This is a genomic window from Stenotrophomonas sp. Steno-C17 (assembly GCF_056393165.1).
Map to the genome: position 1 here is coordinate 49,493 of NZ_JBWJPD010000006.1, position 25,109 is coordinate 74,601.

Annotated in this window: 21 protein-coding genes; 12 read left to right on the plus strand and 9 right to left on the minus strand. The window is 68.3% G+C overall.

Annotated features, from left to right (window positions below; all coding sequences use genetic code 11):
* Positions 1-36: 36 nt before the first annotated feature.
* The 7 genes from AC06FA_RS07325 (at position 37) to hglS (ending at position 6,510) form a co-directional block, all read left to right on the plus strand.
* The gene (locus AC06FA_RS07325) at positions 37-1,581 is read left to right on the plus strand and encodes a serine hydrolase domain-containing protein (RefSeq protein ID WP_478067844.1); all 1,545 of its coding nucleotides are present in this window, start codon (positions 37-39) and stop codon (positions 1,579-1,581) included.
* Positions 1,511-2,227, plus strand: coding sequence for a M15 family metallopeptidase (locus AC06FA_RS07330; protein ID WP_478067731.1), 717 nt, complete (start codon positions 1,511-1,513; stop codon positions 2,225-2,227). The genes AC06FA_RS07325 and AC06FA_RS07330 overlap by 71 nt, the downstream gene beginning before the upstream one ends.
* A 142-nt stretch (positions 2,228-2,369) precedes the next feature.
* Positions 2,370-2,741, plus strand: coding sequence for a hypothetical protein (locus AC06FA_RS07335; RefSeq protein WP_108751963.1), 372 nt, complete (start codon positions 2,370-2,372; stop codon positions 2,739-2,741).
* A 227-nt stretch (positions 2,742-2,968) separates the two neighbouring features.
* Positions 2,969-3,388: an EF-hand domain-containing protein gene (locus tag AC06FA_RS07340; RefSeq protein ID WP_478067732.1), complete on the plus strand. Its 420-nt coding sequence runs from the start codon at positions 2,969-2,971 to the stop codon at positions 3,386-3,388.
* A 93-nt stretch (positions 3,389-3,481) separates the two neighbouring features.
* Positions 3,482-4,231, plus strand: a complete 750-nt coding sequence (locus AC06FA_RS07345; protein ID WP_478067733.1) for an HAD family hydrolase — start codon at positions 3,482-3,484, stop codon at positions 4,229-4,231.
* Between the two features lie 31 nt (positions 4,232-4,262).
* Complete coding sequence (locus AC06FA_RS07350) at positions 4,263-4,751, plus strand: hypothetical protein (RefSeq protein WP_478067734.1); 489 nt, start codon at positions 4,263-4,265, stop codon at positions 4,749-4,751.
* Positions 4,752-5,148: 397 nt separating this feature from the next.
* A complete protein-coding gene (gene hglS, locus AC06FA_RS07355) occupies positions 5,149-6,510 on the plus strand; it encodes a 2-oxoadipate dioxygenase/decarboxylase HglS (RefSeq protein WP_478067735.1) in 1,362 nt (453 codons plus the stop codon).
* Between the two features lie 56 nt (positions 6,511-6,566).
* Here hglS and AC06FA_RS07360 read toward each other — a convergent pair whose 3' ends face one another.
* The 3 genes from AC06FA_RS07360 to AC06FA_RS07370 are packed head-to-tail and all read right to left on the minus strand — an operon-like array spanning position 6,567 to position 12,298.
* On the minus strand, positions 6,567-7,991 hold the full coding sequence (locus tag AC06FA_RS07360) for an efflux transporter outer membrane subunit (protein WP_478067845.1): 1,425 nt from the start codon (positions 7,989-7,991) through the stop codon (positions 6,567-6,569).
* 8 nt (positions 7,992-7,999) lie between these two features.
* Complete coding sequence (locus tag AC06FA_RS07365; protein WP_478067736.1) at positions 8,000-11,149, minus strand: efflux RND transporter permease subunit; 3,150 nt, start codon at positions 11,147-11,149, stop codon at positions 8,000-8,002.
* A 3-nt stretch (positions 11,150-11,152) separates the two neighbouring features.
* Positions 11,153-12,298 carry an efflux RND transporter periplasmic adaptor subunit gene (locus AC06FA_RS07370; RefSeq protein ID WP_478067846.1) on the minus strand — a complete coding sequence of 382 codons (1,146 nt, stop codon included), beginning with the start codon at positions 12,296-12,298 and terminating at the stop codon, positions 11,153-11,155.
* A 175-nt stretch (positions 12,299-12,473) separates the two neighbouring features.
* Between AC06FA_RS07370 and baeS the strand changes: the two genes are divergently transcribed.
* The gene (gene baeS / locus AC06FA_RS07375; RefSeq protein ID WP_478067737.1) at positions 12,474-13,853 is read left to right on the plus strand and encodes a sensor histidine kinase efflux regulator BaeS; all 1,380 of its coding nucleotides are present in this window, start codon (positions 12,474-12,476) and stop codon (positions 13,851-13,853) included.
* Positions 13,850-14,527, plus strand: a complete 678-nt coding sequence (locus tag AC06FA_RS07380; protein ID WP_478067738.1) for a response regulator — start codon at positions 13,850-13,852, stop codon at positions 14,525-14,527. The genes baeS and AC06FA_RS07380 overlap by 4 nt, the downstream gene beginning before the upstream one ends.
* A 71-nt stretch (positions 14,528-14,598) precedes the next feature.
* Here AC06FA_RS07380 and AC06FA_RS07385 read toward each other — a convergent pair whose 3' ends face one another.
* Positions 14,599-16,116, minus strand: coding sequence for an acetyl-CoA hydrolase/transferase family protein (locus tag AC06FA_RS07385; protein ID WP_478067739.1), 1,518 nt, complete (start codon positions 16,114-16,116; stop codon positions 14,599-14,601).
* Positions 16,117-16,535: 419 nt separating this feature from the next.
* Here AC06FA_RS07385 and glnE point away from each other — a divergent pair, with 419 nt between their 5' ends.
* The gene (gene glnE / locus AC06FA_RS07390) at positions 16,536-19,331 is read left to right on the plus strand and encodes a bifunctional [glutamate--ammonia ligase]-adenylyl-L-tyrosine phosphorylase/[glutamate--ammonia-ligase] adenylyltransferase (RefSeq protein ID WP_478067740.1); all 2,796 of its coding nucleotides are present in this window, start codon (positions 16,536-16,538) and stop codon (positions 19,329-19,331) included.
* Between the two features lie 332 nt (positions 19,332-19,663).
* Here glnE and AC06FA_RS07395 read toward each other — a convergent pair whose 3' ends face one another.
* The 4 genes from AC06FA_RS07395 to AC06FA_RS07410 form a co-directional block, all read right to left on the minus strand.
* Entirely contained in the window at positions 19,664-20,305 is a 642-nt protein-coding gene (locus AC06FA_RS07395) for a hypothetical protein (RefSeq protein ID WP_478067741.1), read from the minus strand.
* A 131-nt stretch (positions 20,306-20,436) separates the two neighbouring features.
* Positions 20,437-21,000 carry a queuosine precursor transporter gene (locus tag AC06FA_RS07400; RefSeq protein WP_108748275.1) on the minus strand — a complete coding sequence of 188 codons (564 nt, stop codon included), beginning with the start codon at positions 20,998-21,000 and terminating at the stop codon, positions 20,437-20,439.
* Positions 21,001-21,086: 86 nt separating this feature from the next.
* A complete protein-coding gene (locus AC06FA_RS07405) occupies positions 21,087-21,584 on the minus strand; it encodes a hypothetical protein (RefSeq protein ID WP_478067742.1) in 498 nt (165 codons plus the stop codon).
* 95 nt (positions 21,585-21,679) lie between these two features.
* Positions 21,680-22,639: a mitochondrial fission ELM1 family protein gene (locus AC06FA_RS07410; protein ID WP_478067743.1), complete on the minus strand. Its 960-nt coding sequence runs from the start codon at positions 22,637-22,639 to the stop codon at positions 21,680-21,682.
* Between the two features lie 130 nt (positions 22,640-22,769).
* On the opposite strand from AC06FA_RS07410, the gene AC06FA_RS07415 reads away from it, so the two are divergent.
* Together AC06FA_RS07415 and AC06FA_RS07420 are read left to right on the plus strand one after the other, a co-directional pair.
* Complete coding sequence (locus AC06FA_RS07415; RefSeq protein WP_108761050.1) at positions 22,770-23,360, plus strand: malonic semialdehyde reductase; 591 nt, start codon at positions 22,770-22,772, stop codon at positions 23,358-23,360.
* An 83-nt stretch (positions 23,361-23,443) separates the two neighbouring features.
* On the plus strand, positions 23,444-24,151 hold the full coding sequence (locus AC06FA_RS07420; protein ID WP_108751972.1) for a YceI family protein: 708 nt from the start codon (positions 23,444-23,446) through the stop codon (positions 24,149-24,151).
* Between the two features lie 380 nt (positions 24,152-24,531).
* On the opposite strand, the gene AC06FA_RS07425 is transcribed toward AC06FA_RS07420, so the two are convergent.
* A complete protein-coding gene (locus AC06FA_RS07425) occupies positions 24,532-24,933 on the minus strand; it encodes a hypothetical protein (protein WP_478067744.1) in 402 nt (133 codons plus the stop codon).
* Positions 24,934-25,109 lie beyond the last annotated feature (176 nt).

A 25,109-nucleotide genomic window follows, 5' to 3' on the forward strand; every position in this document is an offset into this window, starting at 1 on the left:
GGCGCCGCGCGGGGCCGTTGCTGGCGCTACGCGGGCATGACGCTGCTGGCGCTGGCACCGGCGGTGCACGCGCAGGCGGTCAGCACCGCGTCCCTCGATGCCGATGTGGCCGCGGTGGTGCAGCACGAGCACCTGCCGGGCATCGCCCTGGCCGTCGTGGAAGACGGCCGCGTGGTCTATCGCTACGTCCAGGGCGCGCGCGGCGATGGTGGTGGTATTGATGAAGACACGCTGTTCAAGATCGCCTCCAACAGCAAGGCCATGACCGCGGCCTTGCTGGCCCGCCTGGTGGAACAGGGCAGGCTGCGCTGGGACGACCCCGTGAAGAAGTACCTGCCCACGTTCCGCATGCATGACCCCTGGGTGGGCCAGCACATGCAGGTGCGCGACCTGCTGATCCACAACAGCGGCCTTGGCCTGGGGGCGGGCGACCTGATGCTGTGGCCCGAGCCCAATGCCTACACCCGCGCCGACATCATCGCCGGGCTGGCGCACCTCAAGCCGGTCAGCAGCTTCCGCAGCGGCTATGCCTACGACAACCTGATGTATGTGGTGGCCGGCGAAGTCGCCGCTGCGGCTGGCGGCAAGCCCTATGACCAGCTGATGCGCGAACAGGTATTGCAGCCACTGGGCCTGCAGCGCTGCCAGGTGGGTGCGTGGTCGGTGAAGCGCGTGGGCAACGTCGCCCAGCCTCACACCGTTCGCGATGGCCAACCGGTGGTGGTCAACGCCGATGGCGCGCAGAGCCCCGATCTGACCTCGATGGCCGCCGGTGGCATCCGTTGTTCGCTGCGTGACATGACCCGCTGGATGCAGGTGCTGCTGGACCCGGCGCTGGTGCCCGGTTGGTTGGGCAGCGAGCAGCGCCGCACGCTGTGGACCCTGCACATGCCCATGCCGCTGGGCGAACGCCAGCGCCGCTGGGACAACGCCCACTTCTACGGCTATGGCTACGGCTGGCGCGTTTCAGACATGGACGGGCAGTGGAAGGTGGCGCACACCGGCACGCTGTCGGGCATGTATTCCTCGCTGGCGCTGCTGCCCGACCGCAAGGTGGGTGTGGTGATGCTGATCAACGGCGAAGGCGAGGATGCGCGTACCGCGTTGATGCAGTCGATGTTGAAGCGCTTCACCGCGCCGGAGCAGGCGCACACGGCCATGGGCTACCTGGCCGAGCTGGCCGCCGATCGCGCCGTTCGGGCGGCCAGCGATGACGGGCGGCCGTCCACCGCCGGCGCGCGCGCGGCCACCGGTGCCGATCTGTCGCGCTGGCAGGGGCGCTATCGCGATCCCTGGCTGGGCAATGCATCACTGTGCCCGGGGCCGCAGGGGCTGCGCTTCGCCGTGGAAAAATCACCGAAGCTGCAGGCCAGCGTGCAGCAGGTGCAGGGCCGCTGGCTGCTGCACTGGGATACGCTGGGCGAGCAGGCGCAGGCATGGCTGCAGCCAGGCGACGGCGCGGTGCCAACGCTGGACCTGCGCGCCATCGACCCGGAGATCGACTTCAGCTATGACTTCCAGGATCTGCATTTCACTCGCACTGGTGATTGCACTGACAGCGGCGACGGCTCGCGCCGCTGAGCCACCGCGGGTCTCCACGGCCACCGATGCGGCAGCGGCCGGGCTGGTGGACATCCGCTCGCTGTCGCCGCAGATCCAGCTCGACATCCGCTACGCCGGCGCCAACAACTTCACCGGTGCTGCGGTGCCGGGCTATCAAGCCGCGGCGTGCTATCTGCTGGCACCGGCGGCGCAGGCACTGGCCCATGTGGAAGCCGACCTGCGCCGCGCCGGCTATGGCCTGCGGGTGTACGACTGCTACCGGCCCGTGCGCGCCGTGCAGGCCTTCATGGCCTGGGTGCACGATCCGCGCGAGCAATCGCGCAAGGCCCTGCAGTATCCAGACCTGGACAAGCCACAACTGCTGGCCGACGGCTACATCGCCGAGCGCTCCGGCCACAGCCGTGGCGCCACCGTCGACCTGGGGTTGCTGGATTGCCGCACGGGCACGTGTGTGGTGATGGAGATGGGGACGGATTTCGATTTCTTCGGCGTGCGTGCACACACCGAAGCGCCCGGGTTGACCCCGGCGCAGCGCGGCAACCGCCAGCACCTGCTGCAGGCCATGGCCCGGCGCGGGTTCGCCAACTACCCGCAGGAGTGGTGGCACTACACCCTGCAGCCCGAACCGGACCCCGGCACCGCCTACGACGTGCCCGTAAAGTAGATCCACGCCACGCGTGGATGGTTTTCGATCGCCGGCCAGGATTTCATCCACTTCAGTCGAGCATGGCTCGACTCTACGGTGGGAAGGGCGCAGCCCTGCCGATGGAATTACACTGGCCGCCTCTCCCTGCACGCGCCCGCGCATGAACCTTCCGCTGCACTTCGGCCTGCTTGGTACTCTGGAAGCCGGCGGCATCGCCCTGCTGGTGGGCCTGCTGATGTACCTGCTGATGCTGCGGGTGGTGCGCGGCCTGGGTGGTTCGGTGAACCAGGCCATCGGTGCTGCGTGCGTGCTGGCGGTGATCATCGGCGCCGGCATCGATATCTGGAAGCTGTTCTACATGGGCATCGTGCGGCTGGAATCACCGCTGTACGCGCGCATCTTCCTCTCCACCATCCACGACCCCAACGAACTGGGCAGCCGCGTCGTGCTGGAAATCGCGGGCGCGCTCGCCGGCGTGGCGCTGGGATGGATCGTGTTCAGTTCGCGGTCATCTGCGCAGAACGTCGACTGACGCAGGTTTTTCGTTGCGTGCAGGTTAAATGCGCGCGCGCTGAATGCGTGCCTTATGAGCCGCTCACTTCGCGCTAACCACCGCGCTAAAGCATGTGCACCGCCGAGTGGTTAATGCCGCGTGGTGGCGCCGGTCGCGGCGCAAAATCGATTCAGAAACGGGGTGGCAGGGTAGGTGCCGTGCGGAAACAACAGGCCGCGCAACACCACCCAAAGGAGACATTCCCTATGACGATTCGCAACCGTAAGCCCCTGATCGCCCTGGTCGTTGCTGCTGGCAGCCTGCTCACCCTTCCGGCCATGGCGCAGTCCGCCCAGCAGCAGGCCGCGCAGGCACAGAACCAGGCCGCGCAGGCCCAGCAGTCGGCGGCACAGGCCGGCCAGGCCGCTGACCAGGCCAGCAACGCGGCGGCCGCAGCGTCGGCGCAGGCCAGCGGTGGCGGCGGCGGCCAGACCTGGGCCAGCATCGATACCGATGGCAACGGCACCATCAGCAAGGCCGAGGCGCAGGTAAATGCGGGCCTGGCGCAGGTGTTCGACCAGGCCGACGCTAACAAGGACGGGGAACTGAGCCCCGACGAGTACAAGGCCTACGTGGCGGCCCAGCAGGGCGCCGCAGCCGGCGGCAACACCGCGCCGGGCCGCTGATCCACCACCGTCGGGACAACCGGTGCATGGGGACCCGGGCGGCTTCGGCCGCCCGGGTTTTTTCTGCGTGCCGGGGGCCTGTATCCTTGTGCGATGAACACCTCCATGCCCGCGCCGTCGCGCGCCATCGGCCTGGTCGGTTTTGACGGTGACGATACGCTGTGGAAGAGCGAGGACTACTACCGCAAGGCCGAGCAGGATTATCTGGACCTGCTGTCGCGCTACATCGACGTGCATGACACCCGCACCGCGCGCCATCTGCTGGAAGTGCAGCAGCGCAACCTGGGCGTGTTCGGCTACGGGGTGAAGGGCATGGCGCTGTCGATGATCGAAGCAGCCATCGACATCACCGGCCAGCGCATTGAAGCCAAGGACATCCAGCGCATCCTGGATATCGGCCACGACACCCTGCGCCACCCGGTCGAGCTGATCGACGGCGTGCGCGAATCGGTGGCGGCCATCGCCGAGCACTACCCGGTGGTGCTGATCACCAAGGGCGATCTGTTCCATCAGGAAGCGAAGATCGACGTCGCCCGCCTGCACGACCTGTTCCCGCGCATCGAGATTGTGTCCGAGAAGGACCCGCAGACCTACGCGCGCGTGCTGGCCGAATTCGAGCTGCCGATCTCGCAGTTCGTGATGGTGGGCAACTCGTTGCGCTCGGATATCGAGCCGGTGGTCACCCTGGGTGGGTGGGGCATCCACACCCCGTATGCGGTGACCTGGGCGCATGAAACCGAACATGGCGTGGCCGACGATGAACCGCGCATGGTCACCGCCGATACGGCGTGGGACTGGCCGACCGCGCTGGCCGCCATCGAAGCCAAGGCCGCCGCAGCCTGACACGGCGCAGCGGCTGCGGCAGAATCGGGGCATGAACCTGATCCTGCGCGCGCTGCTGTCGATCCTGCTGCTGGTGCCGGCCACCGTGCTGGCCCAGCAGACCGCCGAACGTTCGGCGGCCTATGAAGTGAACAGCGGCGACAGCTGGCTGGATGCCCAGCTGCAGGACATCAACCACTACGCCGAGCGCTACCCCGACGCGTTCCTGGATGAAGTCTCGCGCTATGCCGACGTGCCGCGCGCCTACGTCAGCGCGCTGTTCAGCACCCACGGCTGGCAGGCCGGCGATATCTACTTCGCCTGCTTCTGGGCCAAGGCCAGCGGCCAGACCTGCCGCGACAGCGTGCGTGCCTTCAGCCAGAACCCGGAGGGCGGCTGGGAGGCGGTGGTCGAACGCATGCCGGTGAAACCCACGAATCTGCACGTGCGCGCCGTGCGCCACGCCGTGGTGGCCAGCTTCGAGCACTGGGACCGGCCGATCACCCTGGATGCCACCCTGAAGCGCCAGCTGGGCCGGTAGCGCCGGGCCATGCCCGGCGGCTGCCCTGGTAGGTGCGAACCTTGGTTCGCACGCACCAGAGCGGTCCACGGCGGCTGCCAGATCGGTGCGAACCAAGGTTCGCACCCACCAAAGCGGTCCACGGCGCTTGCCCGGTAGGTGCGAACCTTGGTTCGCACGGCTTTTGCCCCGGCGGCTGCCAGATCGGTGCGAACCAAGGTTCGCACCTACCAAAGCGGTGCACGGCGGTTGCCCGGTAGGTGCGAACCTTGGTTCGCACCCAGCCAAGCAGGGTATTCCGCCGGGCATGGCCCGGCGCTACCGATATTCTTCATGCTGCTGTGCGTCTCGCCGCGGCCGCGCGGTGCGGCGACAATAGGGATTCGCGTTGTTCCCCGTTCCCGTGATCGAGTAACCGATGAGCGCCTCTTTCGTTTCGCCTGATCTGATCCGTCGCCTGTTCGCCCAGGCCATGTCCCGCATGTACCGCACCGAAGTGCCGCTGTACGGCGCGCTGGTGGACCTGGTGGAGCGCATCAACACGCAGGTGCTGGAAAGCGACCCGGCCCTGGCCGCGCAGCTGCAGCGCAACGACGAACGTGCGCGGCTGGACGAAGAGCGCCATGGCGCGATCCGTGTCGGCACCGTGCAGGAACTGGCCACCCTGCGCCGCCTGTTCGCGGTCATGGGCATGTACCCGGTGGGCTACTACGATCTGTCGGTGGCGGGTGTGCCGGTGCATTCCACCGCCTTCCGCCCGCTCACTGCCGCCGCGCTGGCGCAGAACCCGTTCCGCGTGTTCACCTCGCTGCTGCGGCTGGAACTCATCGAAGATGAAACGCTGCGCGCCGAATCGGCACGCATCCTCGAGCGCCGCCGCATCTTCACCGATGGCGCGCTGGCGCTGATCGACCAGGCCGAGCGTGACGGTGGCCTGTCGCAGGCCGATGCCGAACGCTTCGTGGCCGAGGCACTGGAAACCTTCCGCTGGCACGGCGATGCCACCGTGGATCTGCCCACCTACCACGCCCTGCACAACGCGCACCGGCTGGTGGCCGACGTGGTCAGCTTCCGCGGTCCGCATATCAACCACCTGACCCCGCGTACGCTGGATATCGACGCCGCGCAGGGGGCGATGATCGAACAGGGCATGGCGGCCAAGGCGGTGATCGAAGGTCCGCCGCGCCGCGCCTGCCCGATCCTGCTGCGGCAGACCAGCTTCAAGGCGCTGGAAGAGGCCGTGCATTTCCCGGATGCGGAAGGCGGCGATGCCGGCACCCACACCGCGCGCTTCGGCGAGATCGAGCAGCGCGGCCTGGCGCTGACCCCGAAGGGCCGTGCGCTGTACGACCAGCTGCTGGCGCAGGCGCGCGACGCCGGCGGTGCCGGCAGCACCGGCGGCGACTATGGCCAGCGCCTGCAGGCGGTGTTCGCCAGCTTCCCCGATGACCATGACACGCTGCGCCAGGAAGGCCTGGGCTACTACCGTTACCAGCTGACCGAGGCCGGGCGTGCCGCGCCGGAGCGCGTGGCGGATCTGCCGGCCGAAGTGCTAGTGGCTGCCGGCTTGGCGACGGCCGACCCGATCGTCTACGAAGACTTCCTGCCGGTCAGCGCCGCAGGCATTTTCCAGTCGAACCTGGGCGGCGAAGAGCAGCGTGCCTATGCCGCGCACGCCAACCGCGAGGCCTTCGAACAGGCGCTGGGCGTGGCCGTGAATGACGAGTTCGAGATCTACGAGCGGCTGCAGGCTGAGTCGCTGGCGGCGCTGCGCGGTTGATGCCGGGGTGGGGTCAGAGCCCTTTCCGCTGGAAAGGGATCCGACCCCGTGTTTCGTCACATGGCCGGGTTGGCGTCGGCGCCGCCGCCCAGCACCTTGTACAGCGTCACCCGATTGCTGGCTTCGGCCAACTGCAGGGTCACCAGGGTCTGCTGTGCGGCATCGTCGGTGCGCTGGGCATCCAGCAGTTCCAGGCGGCTGTCCACGCCGTTGCGGTAACGCACCTCGGCCAGCGCCCGTGCCCGCGTGGTGGCTGCCACCTGTGCGCGCTGCGCGTCCAGCTGTTCATCCAGATTGCTGCGTACCGCCAACGCGTCGGCCACTTCGCTGAAGGCGCTCTGGATTGCCTTTTCATACTGCGCCACGCCGATATCCTTGCTGATCTTCGCCTGGTCAAGCGAGGCCTTCAGTGCACCTGCGTGGAAGATCGGCAGGCTGATGGTGGGCACGAAGCTCCATTGCCGGGTGCCACTGTCAAACAGGCTCGACAGCGCATCGCTGCCGCTGCCGGTGGCGGCGGTCAGCGAGACGGTAGGGAAGAACGCGGCGCGGGCGGCACCAATATCCGCGTTGGCCGCCTTCAGCGTGTGCTCGGCATACAACACGTCCGGCCGCTGCAGCAGCACCGCCGAAGACAATTCGGCCGGCAGGGGAGCCAGCATCACTGCGCTGCGGTCGGCATCGGCGGCCGGCAGCAGGTCGTCGCGCACCGGCGAGCCCACCACCAGATCCAGTGCGTTGCGCGCCTGCGACAGCGCGGTGCGATAGGACGCCACGTCGGCGCGTGCGCTTTCCACGCTGGCCTGCAACGAGGCCAGGTCCACCCCGGACACCACGCCCTGCGCATGCCGGCGTTCGGTCAGCGCCAGGCTCTCGCGCTGGCTGGCCAGCGTCTGTTCGGCCAACAGCAGGCGGCGCTGCCCGGCGGCCACCGCCAGCCAGTCGCTGGCCACTTCGGCCACCAGGCTCATGCGCGTGCTGCGCTGGGTCTGTTCGGTGGCCAGCCAGGTCTGCAGGGCCTCGTCCTTCAGACTGCGGATGCGCCCGAACAGATCCAGTTCCCAGCTGCTGAAGCCCACCTGCGCGCTGGCACTGCGGGTGACCGCGGTGCCAGCGTCGGTGCCGGCTACGCTGGAACGTGCGGCGCTGTGGCTGGCGCTGGCATCCACGCTGGGCAGCAGGTCGGCACGCTGGATGCGGTACTTCGCACGCGCCGCTTCGATGTTCAGCATGGCCACGCGCAGGTCGCGGTTGTTATCCAGCGCCAGTGCGATCACCTGCTGCAGTTGCGGGTCCACGAACACCGAGCGCCATTCCAGGCGTGCCACCGGTACCGCGTCATCGACCACGGCCACCGCCGGCGTGGCACCGAAGCCATCCGGCACGGGCGCATCGGGGCGCTGGTAGGCCGGTGCCAGGCTGGTGCAACCCGCCAACGCCGCAGCGCAGGCCAGGGCCAGCAGCTGTCGGGACACAGACATCACGTGCATTACTTCACCTCCAGATCGCTGGCGTCGCGGTCGTCGTCGGCCGCGCGCGGTTTGGCCGGGAACAGGGTGCGCACCGCCACGTAGAACAGCGGAACGAAGAAGATGCCAAGCGCGGTGGATGCCAGCGTGCCGCCAAATACCCCGGTGCCCAGCGAATGGCGGCCACCGGAGCCGGCGCCGCTGCTGATCACCAGCGGCAGCACGCCCAGCATGAACGCCAGCGAGGTCATCAGGATCGGCCGCAGGCGCAGGCGTGCCGCCTGCAGCGTTGCCTGCACCAGGCCCATGCCCTTGTCTTCCAGTTCCTTGGCGAACTCCACGATCAGGATGCCGTTCTTCGCGGCCAGGCCCACGGTGGCCAGCAGGCCCACCTGGAAGTACACATCGTTGGACAGCCCGCGCGCGCTGGTGAACAGCAGGGCACCGACAATGCCGATCGGCACGGCCAGCATCACCGAGAACGGAATGGACCAGCTTTCATACAGCGCGGCCAGGCACAGGAACACGAACAGCAGCGACACCGCGTACAGCAGCGGTGCCTGCGCACCGGCCTGGCGTTCCTGGTAGGACAGGCCGGACCAGGCCGCACCGAACTGGCCATCAAGCTGCGCCACCAGCGCTTCCATCTCGGCCATGGCCGTGCCCGAGCTCACCCCGGCTGCGGCCTGGCCGCTGATCTCCATCGACGCGGTGCCATTGAAGCGGGTCAGCGACGAGGGCGCGTAGCTCCAGCCGTTGCTGGAGAACGCATCGAACGACACCATCTGGTTGTTGCTGTTGCGCACCGACCAGCGTTCGATGTCCTGCGGCAGCATGCGGGCGCTGGCTTCACCCTGCACATAGACCTTCTTGATGCGGCCGCGGTTGACGAAATCGTTCACGTAGGTGCTGCCCAGCGCAGTGGACAGGGTGGCGTTGATATCGCTCTGCGCCAGGTCCAGCGCACCGGCCTTGGCGTCATCGATCTTCACGTCGAAGGTAGGGGCGTCTTCCAGGTTGTCATAGCGCACCGACTGCACCACATCGCTCTTGGCCGCCAGGGCCAGCAGCTGCTCGCGCGCCTTCACCAGCGCGTCGTGGCCGGCGCCGCCCACATCCTGCAGTTCCAGCGAAAAGCCTGCGCTCTGGCCCAGGCCGGGAATGCCCGACGGCGCCATGGCGAAGATCTGCGCATCGCGGAAACGCTGCGCCATGGCCTGGGTGATGCGCTGGCCGATGCTGTTGGCGTCGGCATCGCGCACGTCCCAGTCCTTCAGCTTCACGAAGGCCATGCCCGAGTTCTGCCCGCTGCCGCCCATGCTGAAACCGGCCACGGCCATCACCGTGTCCACTTCCGGCTGTTGCTGCACGTATTCCGATACCTGGTCGATCACCTTCAGCGTCTGCTGCTGGGTGGCACCGGAGGGCAGCTTCACCTGCACCATCAGCATGCCCTGGTCCTCTTCAGGCAGGAACGAGCTGGGCAGGGTGTAGAACAGGGCCGCCATCAGCCCCAGCACCAGCAGGTACGCGGCCAGGCCCACGCGGCGGTGGCCGATCACTTTCGCCACGCCGTTCTCGTAGCGCTGCGCACTGCGATCGAAGAAGTGATTGAAGCGTGCGAAGAAGCGCGCCAGCAGTCCGGGCCTGGAGGTGTGGCCGCCCTTGCTGATCGGCAACAGCAGGGTCGCGCACAGCGCCGGGGTCAGGGTCATGGCCACCAGCACCGACAGGATCATCGCCGAGGCAATGGTGACCGAGAACTGGCGGTAGATCGCACCGGTGGAGCCGCCGAAGAACGCCATCGGCAGGAACACCGCGGTCAGCACCAGGGCGATGCCCACCAGCGCACCGGTGATCTGGCCCATGGAGGTGCGCGTGGCCGCGCGCGGTGACAGACCCTGCTCGCTCATCAGGCGTTCGACGTTCTCCACCACCACGATGGCATCGTCCACCAGCAGGCCGATGGCCAGCACCATGGCGAACATCGACAGCGTGTTGATCGAATACCCCAGCAGCGACAGCACGCCGAACGTGCCCATCAGCACCACCGGTACGGCGATCGCGGGAATCAACGTGACCCGCCAGTTCTGCAGGAACAGGTACATGATCGCCACCACCAGCACGATGGCCTCGATCAGGGTCTTGACCACTTCCTCGATGGAGATCTGCACGAACGGCGTGGTGCTGTAGGCCACGTGATAGCTCAGCCCGGTGGGGAAGTAAGGCTGCAGTTCGGCCAGCTTGGCGTCCACCGCCGTGGACACGTCCAGCGCGTTGGCGCCCGAGGCCAGCTCGATGCCCAGGCCAGCGGCCGCCTTGCCGTTGAAGCGGCTGACCGCCGAGTAGCTCTCGCTGCCCAGGGTGACGCTGGCCACGTCGGACAGGCGCACGTCGGCGCCATTGGCGGTGGATTTCACCACGATCGCCTGGAACTGTTCGACCGTCTTCAGGCGCGAGCGCGCAGTGACGGTGGCGCTCAGCGATTGCCCTTCCACCGCCGGCAGCGCACCCAGTGAGCCGGCCGTCACATCGCTGTTCTGCGCCTGGATGGCCGCGGTTACATCCGAAGGCATCAGCGAGTACGTGCGCAGCTTCTCCGGGTCCAGCCAGATCCGCATGGCGTACTCCGAACCCATCACCTGCACGTTGCCCACACCGCTCACCCGGCTCAGCGGGTCCTGCAGCGAGGACACCATGTAATCGGCGATATCGGTGCCGTCCATGCTGCCGTCATCGGAAGTGAAGGCCAGCACCATGAACAGGTTTCCCGAGGACTTGCTGACCGTCACGCCGGTGCTCTGCACGGCGTCAGGCAGCAGCGACTGCGCCTGCTGCAGCTTGTTCTGCACCTGCACCTGCGCGGTATCCGGGTCGGTGCCCGAAGCGAAGGTCAGGGTGACATTGGCGCTGCCCGACGATGAGCTGCTCGACGACATGTACATCAGGTTGTCCAGGCCGGTCATGTTCTGCTCGATGACCTGGGTGACCGAATTTTCGGTGGTTTCCGCCGAGGCACCGGTATAGGTGGCGCGGATCGACACACTGGGCGGGGCGATGTCCGGGTACTGCTCCACCGGCAGGGTGAACACGGCCAGCAGGCCGGCCAGGGTGATCACGATGGCGATCACCCAGGCGAAGATGGGACGGTCGATGAAGAAGCGCGACATGGCTCAGTCCTTGGCCGGCGCGGCGGTGCCGCTGCTGGGCGTGGCCGTGCCTGTGCCGGCGCGTGCCACCTTCACGGTCTGGCCGGCGGACACCTTGCTGGCGCCTTCGGTAATCAACTGATCGCCGGCCTGCAGGCCGCTGCTGACCACCCACTGGTCGCCCTGCGCGCTGCGGGTCTGGATCACCCGTTCCAACACCTTGCCGTCGCTGCCGACCAGCTTCACCTGCGCCTCGCCCTTGGTGTTGCGGGTGACCGCGCTCTGCGGCACCAGGATCGCGTTCGGGTCCACCGCCATCGGCAGGATCGCGCGCACGTAGGCGCCGGGCAGCAGCAGGCCTTCGGGGTTGGGCACGGTGGCGCGCAGGGTCACGTTGCCGGTGCCGGTATCCACTGCCGTGCCGACCACTTCCAGGGTGCCGGTGTGGGCATAGGTGCTGCCGTCTTCCAGCACGATGCGCACCTGCGCCTTGCCATCCACCGCCTGCAGCGCACCGCTGTCCAGTTGTCGGCGCAGGGCCAGCAGCTGGGCGCTGGTCTGGCTCACGTCCACGTGGATCGGATCCAGCTGCTGGATCGTGGCCAATGCCGTTTCCTGGCCGGCACTCACCAGCGCGCCCGGGGTATAGGTGGACGTGCCGATGCGGCCGTCGATGGGGGCGGTCACCCGCGTGTAATCCAGGTTGATCTTCGCGGTCTGCAGCGCCGCACGCGCAGCCACGACGGCGGCCTCATCGGCGCGCAGCGTGGCCTGTGCATCGTCGGCGTCCTGGCGGCTGATCGCATCGGCGTCGACCAGGTTGCGGTAGCGCTCGGCCTTGGGCCGCGATGAAAGCACGGCCGCTTCGGCCTGGGCCAGCGTGCCCTTGGCGCTGTCATAGGCGGCCTGGTAGCTGCGCGGATCAATCTGGTACAGCAGCTGCCCGGCCTTCACCGTGGCGCCTTCGGTGAAGGCACGGCGCTGCAGGATGCCGCCCACCTGCGGGCGTACGTCCGACACCATGGCCGCCACCGTGCGCCCGGCCAGCGATTGCTCCACCGCCAGCGCGCCGGTGGTGATGGGCGTTGCCACCACTTCGGTCTCGCGCTGGGCCGGCGGCTGCGCCGGGCTGCAGGCCACCAGGGCCATGGCCAGGGCCGAGCCCGGCATCCAGCGCCAGGGTAGGCGGAACAAGGTACGACGGTGCAGTGCAGGCATTGGCCACCCCATGGGTTTTCCGAGGCTTGCCATGCTGGTGGGCAAATGTGCAGCAAATGGGGAGATTGCCTGAACGCCGCCGTTTTCCCTTGCGCTGGGCCCGGCGCATGCGGCTTAGTAGACGGCAATGAGACTGGGAACCCCCGCCAAGCTGTTCCTGATGGTGCTGACCGCCTGCGCGCTGGTGCTGGCGGTCAACGGCGTGGTTGGCCGGTACCTGTTCGAGCGCGGTTTCCTGGGCTATCTGAACGAACAGGGCGAAAGCCGCATGCGCGAAGTGCTGCCGCAGGTGCAGGCCGGTTACGCGCGGCATGGCAGTTGGGCGTTCCTGCGCGGCAACCGCGATGCCTGGTTCGACATGATGCGTCTGGCCGCACCGCCCGCCGATGACGCGCTGCGGGCGCCGCCGGTGTCCGACCAGACCGGCGCGGTGCTGCGTTTTGCCGCGCTGGACCTGCAGGGCCGCTACCTGGCGGGCAACCCGCAGGCGCGCATGGATGGCATCCGCCTGCCGGTGCAGGCCGGCGGTCGCACCGTGGGCTGGCTGGTAATGATTCCCTTCGAGAAGGCCATTGCCGCCGGCGATGTCCGCTTTGCCCGCGAGCAGTCGCACGGGCGCTGGATCAGCGGCATCGCCTCGGTGCTGATTGCCGCGCTGCTGGCCTGGCTGCTGTCACGCGCGCTGCTGCGCCAGGTGGGCGGACTGACCGGGGCCATCCACAAGCTGGCCGCAGGCGATTTCAGCGCGCGCGCCGCGCGCACCGGCGATGACGAGCTGGGGCGGCTGGGCCACGACATCAATCGCCTGGCCGACACGCTGGAGCACACCGAACAGAACCGGCGCAGTTTCATGGCCGACATTTCGCACGAACTGCGCACGCCGCTGGCCGTGCTGCGCGCGGAACTGGAAGCGATCCAGGACGGTATCCGGCCGATGCGCGCGGACACGCTGGCGCCGCTGCAGTTCGAGGTACAGCAGCTGGGCAAGCTGATCGACGATCTGCACGACCTGTCGCTGACCCAGTCCGGCGCGCTGGCCTACCGCTTCGCGCCACTGCAGTTGGCCGGTGTGCTGCAGTCCACGCTGGCCGGCATGCGCGGGCGCTTCGCCGATGCCGGGCTGCAGGTGCAGTTCCTCGACAGTCGCGCGCCCACTCCGGTGCGCGGCGACGAGCGTCGGCTGCAGCAGCTGTTTGCCAACCTGCTGGAAAACGCACTGCGCTACACCGACCGCGGTGGCCAGGTGCAGGTAAGCGTGCAGCGGCACGACGAGCAGGTCGTGGCCATCATTGAAGACAGTGCGCCGGGCGTGGACGCCGACAAGCGCGCCCGCCTGTTCGAACGTTTCTACCGCGCCGAAGGTTCGCGCAGCCGTGCCAGCGGTGGCAGCGGGCTGGGCCTGGCCATCAGCCACAACATCGCCTTGGCCCATGGCGGGCAGTTGCATGCCGAAGCGTCAGCGCTGGGTGGCCTGCGCGTGGTGTTCAGCCTGCCGGTGCGCGCATGAGCGGCGGCGCTGACTGCGTGCTGGTGGTGGAAGACGAACCGCGCCTGGCCGCGGTGCTGTGCGACTACCTGCAGGCCAGCGGCTACCGCAGCGAATGGGTGGCCGACGGTGCACAGGTCATGCAGGCCTATGCACGGCTGCAACCGGCGCTGGTGCTGCTGGACCTGATGCTGCCCAACCGCGATGGCATCGCGCTGTGCCGCGATCTGCGTGCGGCCGGCGATGTGCCGGTCATCATGGTCACCGCGCGGGTGGAAGAGGTGGACCGCCTGCTGGGCCTGGAGGTGGGCGCCGACGATTACATCTGCAAGCCGTTCAGCCCGCGCGAGGTCGTGGCCCGGGTCGGTGCCGTGCTGCGCCGTGCCGGTACGCGTGCGGGGCAGGCGCTACCGCCTGGCCTGCAGCTGGACGAGGCCGGCGCACGCGCGTCGCTGCAGGGCCAGTGGCTGGACCTGACGCCGGTGGAGTTCCGGCTGCTGCATGCGTTGGTCACCACACCCGGACGGGTGTGGTCGCGCGACCAGCTGATGGACCGGCTGTACGCCGACCATCGCATCGTGACCGACCGCACCGTCGACAGCCACGTGAAGAACCTGCGCCGCAAGCTGAGCGATGGCGGCGGCGAAGACTGGATCCGCTCGATCTACGGCGTGGGCTATCGCTGGGAAGGGTGACAGCGCGATCGCCCCCTGTAGAGCCGAGCCATGCTCGGCTGCACAGGAAAGCCGTCGAGCATGGCTCGACGCTACATACCCTTCATCGTGCCGGTATCCAGCCAGCGCTGGTGCCACGACAGCGCTTCGGGCAGCAGGTGCGGGGTGTGCTTGCCGTAGCTTTCGCGGCTGGCGCGGTCGAAGTAATCCTGCAGCTGCGGGCGGAAATCCGGGTGCGCGCAGTTGTCGATCAGCACCTGCGCGCGCTTGCGCGGGGTCAGTCCACGCAGGTCGGCCAGGCCCTGTTCGGTCACGATCACCGACACGTCGTGCTCGGTGTGGTCCACGTGGCTGGCCATCGGCACGATTGCCGAAATGCTGCCGTTCTTCGCCGTGGACGGGCTCAGGAACGCCGACAGGAAGCCATTGCGGGCGAAATCACCGGAACCGCCAATGCCGTTCATGATGCGCGTGCCCATCACGTGGGTGGAATTGACGTTGCCGTAGATATCCACCTCGATCATGCCGTTCATGCCGATGCAGCCCAGGCGGCGCACCAGTTCGGGGTGGTTGGAGATTTCCTGCGTGCGCATGATGATGCGCTCGCGGTAGAAGTCGATGTTTTCCTTGAACGTCTCGTTGGCCTGCGGGCTCAGCGCGAAGCCGGTGCACGAGGCATAGCTCAGCACGCCGTCGCGCAGCAGGTCCAGCATGCCGTCCTGGATCACTTCGGTGAACGCGGCCAGGTCGCGGAAACCGCTCTTGGCCAGGCCGGCCAGCACGGCGTTGGGAATGTTGCCCACGCCCGACTGCAGCGGCAGCAGGTTCGGCGGCAGCCGGCCCTTCTTCACTTCGTGCTTCAGGAATTCGATCAGGTGCGAGGCGATCTGTTCGCTGGTGGCATCGATCGGGCTGAACGGGCTGTTGCGGTCCGGACCGTTGGTGCGCACCACGGCCACGATCTTGTCCGGGTCGCAGCGCAGGGCGGTATCGCCGATGCGGTCGTTGGCGTTCACCAGCGGAATCGGCTTGCGGTGCGGCGGCAGGGCGGTGCCGTAGTAGATGTCATGCATGCCATCCACGCCGGCCGGCTGCCACTCGTTCACCTCGACGATCACCTTCTTCGCCAGGTCCAGCCAGGTCTTGTTGTTGCCCACCGAGGTGGACGGCACCAGCGAACCGTCTTCGCGGATGGCCGACACTTCGATCACCGCGGTATCGATCTCGCCGTAGAACCCGAACCACACATGCTGGGCCACGTGGCTCAGGTGGATGTCGATGTAATCCAGCTTGCCCTCGTTGATGCGGTTGCGCGCATCCGGGTCGCTCTGGAACGGCATGCGCATGGCGATGCCATCGGCCTTGGCCAGCGCGCCATCCAGCTCCGGCGCGGTGGAGGCGCCGGTCATCAGCTTGATCTGGAAGGGATTGCCCTGGGCGTGCACCGCTTCGATGCGGCGGGCCAGTTCCACGGGAACGGCCTTAGGGTAACCAGAGCCGGTGAAGCCGCTCATGGCCACGGTTTCACCGGGCTGGATCAGCGCGGCTGCGGCCTCGGCAGAGACCACGCGGTCACGAAGACGCGCGTTGGCGATGCGATCAACAGACATGACGACAGTGTTTCTGGGGGGAAAGCTCGATTATCGGCCATCCCCCCCGGTACGGGGCGTTCTACCTTCGTGGAATGGCTTTTCCGGGGCCGCGGCTACCATACCCACCAGTTTTGTTTTGCAGTGCAGCGTGCATTGTCCGTCCGCAGCCCGCACGATGGCCCTGCATCCCGACGTGGGGGAGGGAGCAGAGCCCGCTGGCAGTTCGCTGCAAGCGGGCTTTTTTATTGCCCGGCACCCAAGCTGAATACGCAGAGGCGGGGTGGGATCCTGATGCGCCCCCGTAGAGTCGAGCTTGCTCGACTGCTCTGGAAAGGCCAGTCGAGCAAGCTCGACTCTACGGCCGTGCCAATGCCGGCCCCTTGGGGTCAGAGCCCTTTGCCGTTGGCAAAGGGATCCGACCCCGCGAGAATCGGGGCATGACCGTTGCCCCTGTCGAAGTGCCCGCTTCCCTGCAGCCCCTGGTAGACCGCGCGCTGGCGCGCCTGGCCCAGGCCTTGCCCGAGCCCATCGCCGCCGAACGGCTGCCGTTCCTGGCGCAACTGGCGGTGGCCAGCGATTTCGCCCTGGACACCCTGGTGCGCCAACCCGGCCTGCTGGCGCAGCTGGCCGCGCCGGGCTGCCCGCCGGTGCCGGCGCCGGTGCTCGACCCGCTGCAGCCCAGCGACTGGCCGGCGCAGCTGCGGCGCTGGCGCACGGCCATGTCCACCCGGCTGATCTGGCGCGACCTGGCCGGCCTGGACGACGTGCCGCAGACCCTGGCCGGCGCCACCGTGCTGGCCGAAGACTGCCTGCGGCTGGCCCTGCAGGCGCTGCAGCAGGAATTCGCCCAGCGCCACGGCGTGGTGCGCGATGCCGACGGGCAGCCGCTGCAGCTGGTGGTGTTCGGCCTGGGCAAGCTGGGCGGCGGCGAACTCAACTTCAGTTCCGACATCGACCTGGTCTACGCCTACCCGCACGGCGGGGAATCGGACGGCCCGCGCCCGCTGGCCGCCGAGGAATACTTCGCCCGCCTCGGCCAGCGCCTGGCGAAACTGCTGGATGACACCACGGTCGATGGCTTCAGCCACCGCGTGGACCTGCGCCTGCGCCCGTTCGGCAGTGCCGGCCGGGTCGCGCTGTCCTTTGCCGCCATGGACCAGTATTTCCAGCGCGAAGGCCGCGACTGGGAACGCTACGCCTGGCTGAAGGCGCGCACCGTTGCCGGCGATATCGCCGCCGGCGAGGCCTGGCTGCAGAGCCTGCGCCCGTTCGTGTACCGGCGCTATCTGGATTTCACCGCGCTCGACGGCCTGCGCGAGATGAAGGCGGCGATCACCGCCGAAGTCGCGCGGCGCGAGCTGCACGAAGACATCAAGCGCGGTGCCGGTGGCATCCGCGAAATCGAATTCCTGTGCCAGGCGCTGCAGTTGATCCGCGGTGGTCGCGAGCCGGTGCTGCGCGAGCGTCGCCTGCTGGTGGCCCTGCAGGCGCTGGTGAACGCCGGGCAGATCGCCCCGGACGATGGCGCGGCGCTGCGCGAGGCCTACCTGTTCCTGCGCCGGCTGGAAAACCGCCTGCAGATGCTGCGCGATGCCCAGACCCACGTGCTGCCCAGCGACCCGCTGGACCGCCAGCGCATCGCCAGCGGCCTGGGCTACGCGCACTGGGACGCATTGCGCGCCGCCCTGGCCGAACAGCAGCAGCGGGTCAGTACCGAATTCGCCGCGTTGCTGGCGCCGCGCCAAGGCCAGGCCGCGCCCGACGCGCTGGCCAGTTACTGGCGCAGCCTGCCCGAAGGCAGCAACGCCGAACTGCTGGCCGAAGCCGGTTTCTTCGATGCCAACGGTGCCGACCAGTCGCTGCGCGATTTCGCCCAGAGCACCGGCGTGAAGGCGCTCTCGGACAACGCCCGCGCGCGCCTGGATCGCGTGCTGCCGGCGCTGCTGCATGCCGCCACCCGTTCGCCGCAGCCCGATGCCGCGCTGAAGCGCGTGCTGGGCCTGCTGCAGGCGGTCCTGCGCCGCACCAGCTATCTGGCGCTGCTGGACGAACAACCCAGCGCGCTGGCACGGCTGGTGGATGTGCTGGCGCGCAGCGCGCTGCTGGCCGAGCGCCTGGCCGCCTACCCGCTGCTGCTGGACGAACTGCTGGACGTGCGCGTGTCCGGGCCGATGCCGGCCTTCACCGGCATGCTGGCCGAATGCCGGCAGGTGCTGCCGGTGGAAGACCCCGAATCGCAGCTGCGCTGGTTGAACGAAACGCGGTTGGCACTCAGTTTCCGCATGGCCATGGCCACGCTGGATGGCCGCCAGGGCGCGGTGGACAGCACCCGCCAGCTGGCCGAACTGGCGCAGGCGGTGGTGATGACCGTACTCGCCCTGGCCGAGGCCGATATGCACGCCGCCCACGGCCAGGTGCCCGGCGGGCGCTTTGCCATCATCGGCTACGGCAGCCTGGGCGGTCTGGAACTGGGCTTCGGTTCCGATCTGGACCTGGTGTTCCTGCACGACCACCCGCCCGGCGTGGAAGCCAGCGATGGCCCGCGCCCGCTGGAACCGGGCCGCTGGTATGCGCGCCTGGCGCAGAAGGTGATGGCGTTGCTGGGTGCGGTCACCGCCGCCGGCCGCCTGTACGACATCGACGTGCGCCTGCGCCCCGATGGCGGCAAGGGATCGCTGGTGTCCTCGCTGGCCAGCTATACCGAATACCAGCGCGAACGTGCGTGGACCTGGGAACACCAGGCGTTGGTGCGCGCGCGCGGCGTGGCCGGCGATGCCAGTCTGCTGGCCGATTTCGAACAGGTGCGTGGGCAGACCCTGGGCCGCGTGCGCGACCCGGACACCCTGTATGCCGACGTGCTGAAGATGCGCGGGCGCATGCGCAGCGAACTGGACCGCAGTGATGCCGGCCGCTTCGATCTGAAGCAGGGGCGTGGTGGCGTAGTGGATCTGGAATTCCTGCTGCAGACCGGCGTGCTGGCGCGCAGTGCACAGCAGCCCGCGCTGCTGCAGCCGCGCGACACGCCCTCGCTGATCGACGCACTGGCGGTGGCGGAGTTTCTGCCTGCCGCTACCGCGAAGCAACTGCAGGGCGCGCATGCCGCATTGCTGGATGTGGGCCTGGCCTGCACGCTGGATCGCCGCCCGCGCCTGGCCCCGCCAACCCCCGCGATTGAAGACGCCTGCAGCGTGATTACCGCCGCATGCGTGGCCGCCGGATTGCCGTTCGCGTGATCCGCGGCGTGCGGGGAACCCGCTGCCGGGAACCCGCTCCTGGTAGGTGCCAACCTTGGTTGGCACGCAGAGACCGCGTGGGCCAACCAAGGTTGGCCACTACCGGGTCATGCGGCCGGCGGGCAACCCGCTTTGGGGTTGCCGTTACCGGGTCATGCGGCCGGCCGGGAACCCGCTCTTGGTAGGTGCCAACCTTGGTTGGCACACACGGAACCCGCGGGCCAACCAAGGTTGGCCACTACCGGGTCATGCGGCCGGCCGGGAACCCGCTCTTGGTAGGTGCCAACCTTGGTTGGCACGCACGGAACCCGCAGGCCAACCAAGGTTGGCCACTACCGGGTCATGTGGCCGGCGGGCAACACCTGTTCCACCAACGCCCGATCGCGCTGCCCACGGCGCATGATCGCGCGGCGTTGCAGGGCATCGTGCAGGCGAGGGTCATCGGCGTGCAGGCCGTTGCGGTGGGCGATGTACAGCACCGTCTGCAGTGGCCACGCATAGAACGCGGCGTGGGCCACCACGTCGTCGATCAGGGAAAGCGATGCGGTACGCCATGCCTGCGCCCGCGCCAGACCGCTGGCGGTAAGACGCTCGACCAGGTGCAGGGCCAGCGCGTCGGCGTCGCGGGTGCCGGCGCGCACGATGGCGCCGCTGTGGTCCGCAAAACCCGGCATGCCGCCGCCTGATGATGTGGTGGCCATCAGCAGCTGTGGGTTGAACAACGTGGTCGGCGTGCCATCGGCCCACTGCTGGCAGAACGCCAGCGCCTGCGGGCACTGCACCGCCATGGTCGCTGACCAGCCACCGGCATTGCGCAGTGGCTGCAGCGTCAGGCTGGCGATCTCGGTGCGGCCGTCACGCAGCACCAGGCCCAGCCCGCGTGCGCGCAGGCCCTCGTGTTGCGCCGCCACGGCGCTGAGGTGTTCACGCACATGCCGCTCCACGGCGATCTTGTAAGTGGCGTCCGTTTCCATCGGCATAGCGTGGGGCAGGTGATGCGGCGGTGTCGAGCGTGCCGACCAACGGTCGGGACCCACCACGCGCCAAGTGGGGGCCAACCAAGGTTGGCCACTACCGGGTCATGTGGCCGGCCGGGAACCCGCGCTCAGCGCAGTTCGCTGCGCAGCGGGGCCATCTTCCACAGCAACGCGCGGAACGGGGCCAGCAGGCACACGCCGATGGCCAGCTTCACGGCCAGGTCGCCGGCGGCCCAGCTCACCCACGGCAGGGTGGAACCTGCAAAGGCAATCGACCAGAAAATGGTGGTGTCCACCGTGGCGCTGCAGGTGGTGGCCACCATCGGTGCGCGCCACCAGCTGCCACGGCGCAGCCGGTCGAACACGGTGATGTCCAGCAGCTGCGCCACGATGAACGCCGAGCACGAGGCAATGGCAATGCGCGGAGTGGCCACCCACACCGACAACACCACCGCCACCAGGAAACCGATCCACGCCACGCGGCGGGCCGGGCCCGGGCCGAAGCGGCGGTTGATCAGATTGCTGACCAGGAACGCCACCGGGTAGCTGAAGGCACCCCAGGTCAGCCAGTCATTGATGGGGTACTGCACCAGTACGTTTGACAGCAGCACCACCGCGCCCATGGCCAGCACCGCCAGCACGAGGGCGCGCGGGGTCAGCGGGGCAAACACAGGGGCAGGACGCACGGACATGGCGAGCCGGAAGGACAAGGGAATCGCCCATTATCCCCCCGCCTTGCGGCAAAGCCAAAAACCGCCGTTCAGGCGGCACGGTGACCTCAGTACTGCGGGTTCCAGCCCTGCGGCGCCGGTTCGGGAATATGGGTGAGCGGGCGGCCCTGCGCATCACGCGCCATCAGGCCTTCGCGGCCCTGGTCCGAAGCGGTGTGGTCGAACTGCACCGTTTGCCCCACATGGAACAGCACCGACGGATCATTGGACTGGTTCGACCAGCGCACCGCGGCGGTGTTGCCCGGTTGTCCCGGCTCCTGCAGCAGCACTTCGCGTTCGCCATCCACGTTGGTGCCGATCGACACCACCTGCATGGGCGGCGGCGCGCCGTTGGACGGGGTGGCCGGCGCCTGGCCCGGGCGCGGGTTGCGCGCGGCTTCATCGGCGGCGGCCATGCTGGCGGCCAGGCCCGGCGAAACATCCAGGCGTACCGGTGCCGGTGCGTTGTCCACAATGCGGTAGACGCGCCGCGCCTCGGCGGGGGCGGTGGACAGCAGGCCCACGGCCAGGGCCAGGGCTACGGCGGTGCAGGGCAGGGTACGCATCGTCTGTTCCTCCATGGAGCGAGCGGGTGCGGGGGGGCCCCGCGTGGCCGATCATACCCAATGGCCGTGGCGGCGTTGTTGTGGCGCGCCGGGCCTCAGCCCAGCCGCAGCCGGGCCTTCACCTCGGCCGCTACCCGCGCGGTCTCGCGCAGCGGTTCGATCGGTGCGCTGTGCCAGTCCAGCCAACGCGTCTGCAGCCGCCCGCGCGCGTGCAGCTGCTGCTGGAAGCGGGCCAACCGTCCCTGCGCGGTGTCGGCCAGCGCCACTGCCACCGGCAACCGCGTGGCGCAGGCCTCCGACAGCAGGTTCACCGAATCGGGCGATACCACCACCCGCTGCGCCCAGCCCAGCAGGCCGGCGTAAGGGTTCACGCCATCGCCGCCGTCGCCCCAGATCACGTGTGGCAGATCGGCGAAGCTGGCGCGCAGCAGCTCGGCCAGCGCCGGCGGCGTGCGCCGCGAGGTGGTGGCCAGCAGGCTGCCGCCTTCGCTGCGTACTTGTTCGGCCAGCGTCTGGAACACGCGCACCATGCCCGCCTCGTCCCACGGCGCCAGCGGCGTCGGTCCGCCCACCAGCAGTGCCGTGCGCGGGCCGGGCAGGGCGCCGAAGTCGGCGAAGGCGGCGCGGCCCAGGCTCAGCCAGTCATCGTCCACCGGGTTCAGGCTGCCCAGCAGGGTCAGCACGTTGCTGCCACGCAGGGCGTCGTGCTCGGGCACCACCAGCAGATCCCAATGGCGGGCGCCGATGCGCGGGTCCAGAATCGGCACCACCTGGCTGCCACGGGCACGCAGCACGCGCAGTGCACCGGCGGCCTGGCGGCCACACCCGATGGCCAGCGGCGGCGGATCGGCGGCCAATGTCGCAAATGCCTCACCGTAGCCCTGCACATCCCCCGGCAGACGGCGCGGCGACAGCCAGCGCCACGGCGCGCGCGGTTGCAGAACCAAGGGACGGTGGGTGCCCAGGCGCAGGGCCGAGGCCAGCGCCACGGCCTGGCGCACATTGCCTGCACGGCCGTCGGTGATCGTCCACGGCGCGCTCGATCGTTTCACCATTGGCATTAATTCGTTTCAGCCCTGCTGGGTGTTGCAACAGTCGCGACACTCTACACTGCGGCTCATTGTTTCGCGCCGCAGCCCCTGCGCTGCTTCGCCCTATTCCCTGTTGCTGCCCTGGAGATCCACGATGTCCCACGCGCTTGACGCTGCTGCACTGGACCAGCTGTTCCGCACCGCCCGCACCCAGAATGCATTCACCGACACGCCGGTGGACGACAGCCAGCTGCACGCGCTGTACGAGCTGCTGAAGTGGGGCCCGACCGCCGCCAACGGCAGCCCGGCGCGTTTCGTCTTCGTGAAGTCGGCCGAAGCCAAGGCCAAGCTGGCCCCGGCGCTGTCCGAAGGCAACCATGACAAGACCCTGGCCGCGCCGGTCACCGTCATCGTGGCCTTCGACGAAGATTTCCACGAAAAGCTGCCGTACCTGTTCCCGCACACCGATGCCAAGGCCTGGTTCGACGGCCCGCGTGAAGGCCGCCACGAAGGCGCGTTCCGCAACGGCAGCCTGCAGGGTGCGTACCTGATCCTGGCCGCGCGCGCGCTGGGCCTGGATGCCGGCCCGATGTCCGGCTTCGACAATGCCAAGGTGGACGAAGCGTTCTTCGCCGGCACCAGCATCAAGTCGAATTTCCTGGTCAACCTGGGTTACGGTGACCCCTCGGGCCTGTTCCCCCGTCTGCCGCGTCTGTCGTTCGACGAAGCGGCGCGCATCGCGTAAGTCGCTGTCTCGGTTTCGGCCCAGCCACCTTGGCGGGCCCCTGCTGCACCGTGTACCCACCCTACGATCCGGAGAGTTTCCTGATGAGCGCCACCCGTAAACTGCTGCTGCCGCTGGCCCTGACCCTGGCCATTGCCGCCTGCTCGAAGCCGGCCGACACCGCTGCCCCGGCCGCCGATGCTGCTGCCCCGGCCACCACCGAACAGGCCGCCACCCCGGCTGCCGACGCCGCTGCTGCGGCCCCGGCTGCCGAAGCGATCCAGATCGCCTCGGGCACCTACAAGCTGGACCCGAGCCACACCGACGTGCTGGCCCAGTGGAGCCACTTCGGCTTCTCCAACCCCAGCGCCCACTTCGGCAACGTCGAAGGCACCCTGGTGTACGACGCCGCCGACGTGACCAAGAGCACCGTGGAAGTGAAGCTGCCGCTGAGCGGCCTGAACAGCTTCACCGCCAAGTTCGACGAACACCTGAAGAGCGCCGATTTCTTCGACGCCGCCAAGTTCGCCGATGCCACCTTCAAGAGCACCAAGGTTGAAGCGGCCGGCACCAACAAGCTGACCGTCACCGGCGACCTGACCATCAAGGGCATCACCAAGCCGGTCACCCTGGACGTGACCATCAACGGCGGTGGCGAGCACCCGATGGCCAAGGTGCCGGCGGCGGGCTTCGACGCCACCACCACCCTGAAGCGCAGCGACTTCGGCGTGGGCGCGTACGCCCCGAACGTCAGCGATGAAGTGAAGATCCGCATCACCACCGAAGCCACCGGCGAAAAGCCGGCCGCTTGATGTAACCCGCTCACTCGTCGTGAGAAGGCAGAAGGCCCGCTGAAAAGCGGGCCTTCTTTTTTGGGGTAGCGCAGGAAACCGCTTTGTTTGGGGGCGGACCGGAAACCGCTTTGGTGGGTGCGGACCGTTGGTCCGCACGCTCTGCGGGCAAACGCGCGGAAACCTGCTTTGGGCTGGGGCCGCGCGGAAACCTGCTTTGGATCTTGGCCGCGCGGAATCCTGCTTTGGTAGAGTCGACTGTTAGTCGACTGCTCTTCGCGGGATGCCAAAACCCCGCGCTGCGCGCGATAGTCGACTAACAGTCGACTCTACCCCGTCGTCGATCTCCGGAACCCCGCCGGTCATTCCATAGCCCGCCGGTCATTTCCAGAACCCTACAATCACCGCTGCGCGATCAACCATGCGGCGCACGCGTCGCTTGGGCTCTGCTTGGCCTTCACGGTCATTCCGCTTACCCGCACGAAGGTCTGCGCGGCCTGTGCCACCACCTGGCGGGCGATCAGGGCGGCCTGCTTGGTGGCGGCCTGCTGCTTGCGCAGCTGCACGATGTGCACCGACGGGCGGCCCACCGGTGCGTACTTCTGGTCGCGGCGCAGCACGTCGGCCACCTGGGCCACTTCGAATTCGGCCTGCAGGAAGCGGTGCTCGGCGTCCAGCAGTTCGCGCAACGGCGCGCGCAGGGCGGCGGCGTCGGCGAAGGCGGCCAGAGCGGTATCGCAGGCGGCGTCATCGGCGAAACGGGTGCGCAGCTTGTCGATGCCGGCCAGGGTCAATTTGCCCATGGTGGGCCTCACAGGTGCGGGAAAGGAGCGCGATTGTGGCAGAGATCGTGGCGATGCGTTTCTGTAGAGTCGAGCCGTGCTCGACTCCATGGAACCGCAGTCGAGCATGGCTCGACTCTACAGAACAGCGGCAGTCGAGCATGGCTCGACTCTACAGAACGGCGGCAGTCGAGCAT

Coding starts and splice junctions, on each gene's coding strand:
- AC06FA_RS07325 (WP_478067844.1), top strand. CDS start 37: ATGACGCTGCTGGCGCTGGCACCGGCGGTGCACGCGCAGGCGGTCAGC.
- AC06FA_RS07330 (WP_478067731.1), top strand. CDS start 1,511: ATGACTTCCAGGATCTGCATTTCACTCGCACTGGTGATTGCACTGACA.
- AC06FA_RS07335 (WP_108751963.1), top strand. CDS start 2,370: ATGAACCTTCCGCTGCACTTCGGCCTGCTTGGTACTCTGGAAGCCGGC.
- AC06FA_RS07340 (WP_478067732.1), top strand. CDS start 2,969: ATGACGATTCGCAACCGTAAGCCCCTGATCGCCCTGGTCGTTGCTGCT.
- AC06FA_RS07345 (WP_478067733.1), top strand. CDS start 3,482: ATGAACACCTCCATGCCCGCGCCGTCGCGCGCCATCGGCCTGGTCGGT.
- AC06FA_RS07350 (WP_478067734.1), top strand. CDS start 4,263: ATGAACCTGATCCTGCGCGCGCTGCTGTCGATCCTGCTGCTGGTGCCG.
- hglS (WP_478067735.1), top strand. CDS start 5,149: ATGAGCGCCTCTTTCGTTTCGCCTGATCTGATCCGTCGCCTGTTCGCC.
- AC06FA_RS07360 (WP_478067845.1), bottom strand. CDS start 7,991: ATGTCTGTGTCCCGACAGCTGCTGGCCCTGGCCTGCGCTGCGGCGTTG.
- AC06FA_RS07365 (WP_478067736.1), bottom strand. CDS start 11,149: ATGTCGCGCTTCTTCATCGACCGTCCCATCTTCGCCTGGGTGATCGCC.
- AC06FA_RS07370 (WP_478067846.1), bottom strand. CDS start 12,298: ATGCCGGGCTCGGCCCTGGCCATGGCCCTGGTGGCCTGCAGCCCGGCG.
- baeS (WP_478067737.1), top strand. CDS start 12,474: ATGAGACTGGGAACCCCCGCCAAGCTGTTCCTGATGGTGCTGACCGCC.
- AC06FA_RS07380 (WP_478067738.1), top strand. CDS start 13,850: ATGAGCGGCGGCGCTGACTGCGTGCTGGTGGTGGAAGACGAACCGCGC.
- AC06FA_RS07385 (WP_478067739.1), bottom strand. CDS start 16,116: ATGTCTGTTGATCGCATCGCCAACGCGCGTCTTCGTGACCGCGTGGTC.
- glnE (WP_478067740.1), top strand. CDS start 16,536: ATGACCGTTGCCCCTGTCGAAGTGCCCGCTTCCCTGCAGCCCCTGGTA.
- AC06FA_RS07395 (WP_478067741.1), bottom strand. CDS start 20,305: ATGGAAACGGACGCCACTTACAAGATCGCCGTGGAGCGGCATGTGCGT.
- AC06FA_RS07400 (WP_108748275.1), bottom strand. CDS start 21,000: ATGTCCGTGCGTCCTGCCCCTGTGTTTGCCCCGCTGACCCCGCGCGCC.
- AC06FA_RS07405 (WP_478067742.1), bottom strand. CDS start 21,584: ATGCGTACCCTGCCCTGCACCGCCGTAGCCCTGGCCCTGGCCGTGGGC.
- AC06FA_RS07410 (WP_478067743.1), bottom strand. CDS start 22,639: ATGGTGAAACGATCGAGCGCGCCGTGGACGATCACCGACGGCCGTGCA.
- AC06FA_RS07415 (WP_108761050.1), top strand. CDS start 22,770: ATGTCCCACGCGCTTGACGCTGCTGCACTGGACCAGCTGTTCCGCACC.
- AC06FA_RS07420 (WP_108751972.1), top strand. CDS start 23,444: ATGAGCGCCACCCGTAAACTGCTGCTGCCGCTGGCCCTGACCCTGGCC.
- AC06FA_RS07425 (WP_478067744.1), bottom strand. CDS start 24,933: ATGGGCAAATTGACCCTGGCCGGCATCGACAAGCTGCGCACCCGTTTC.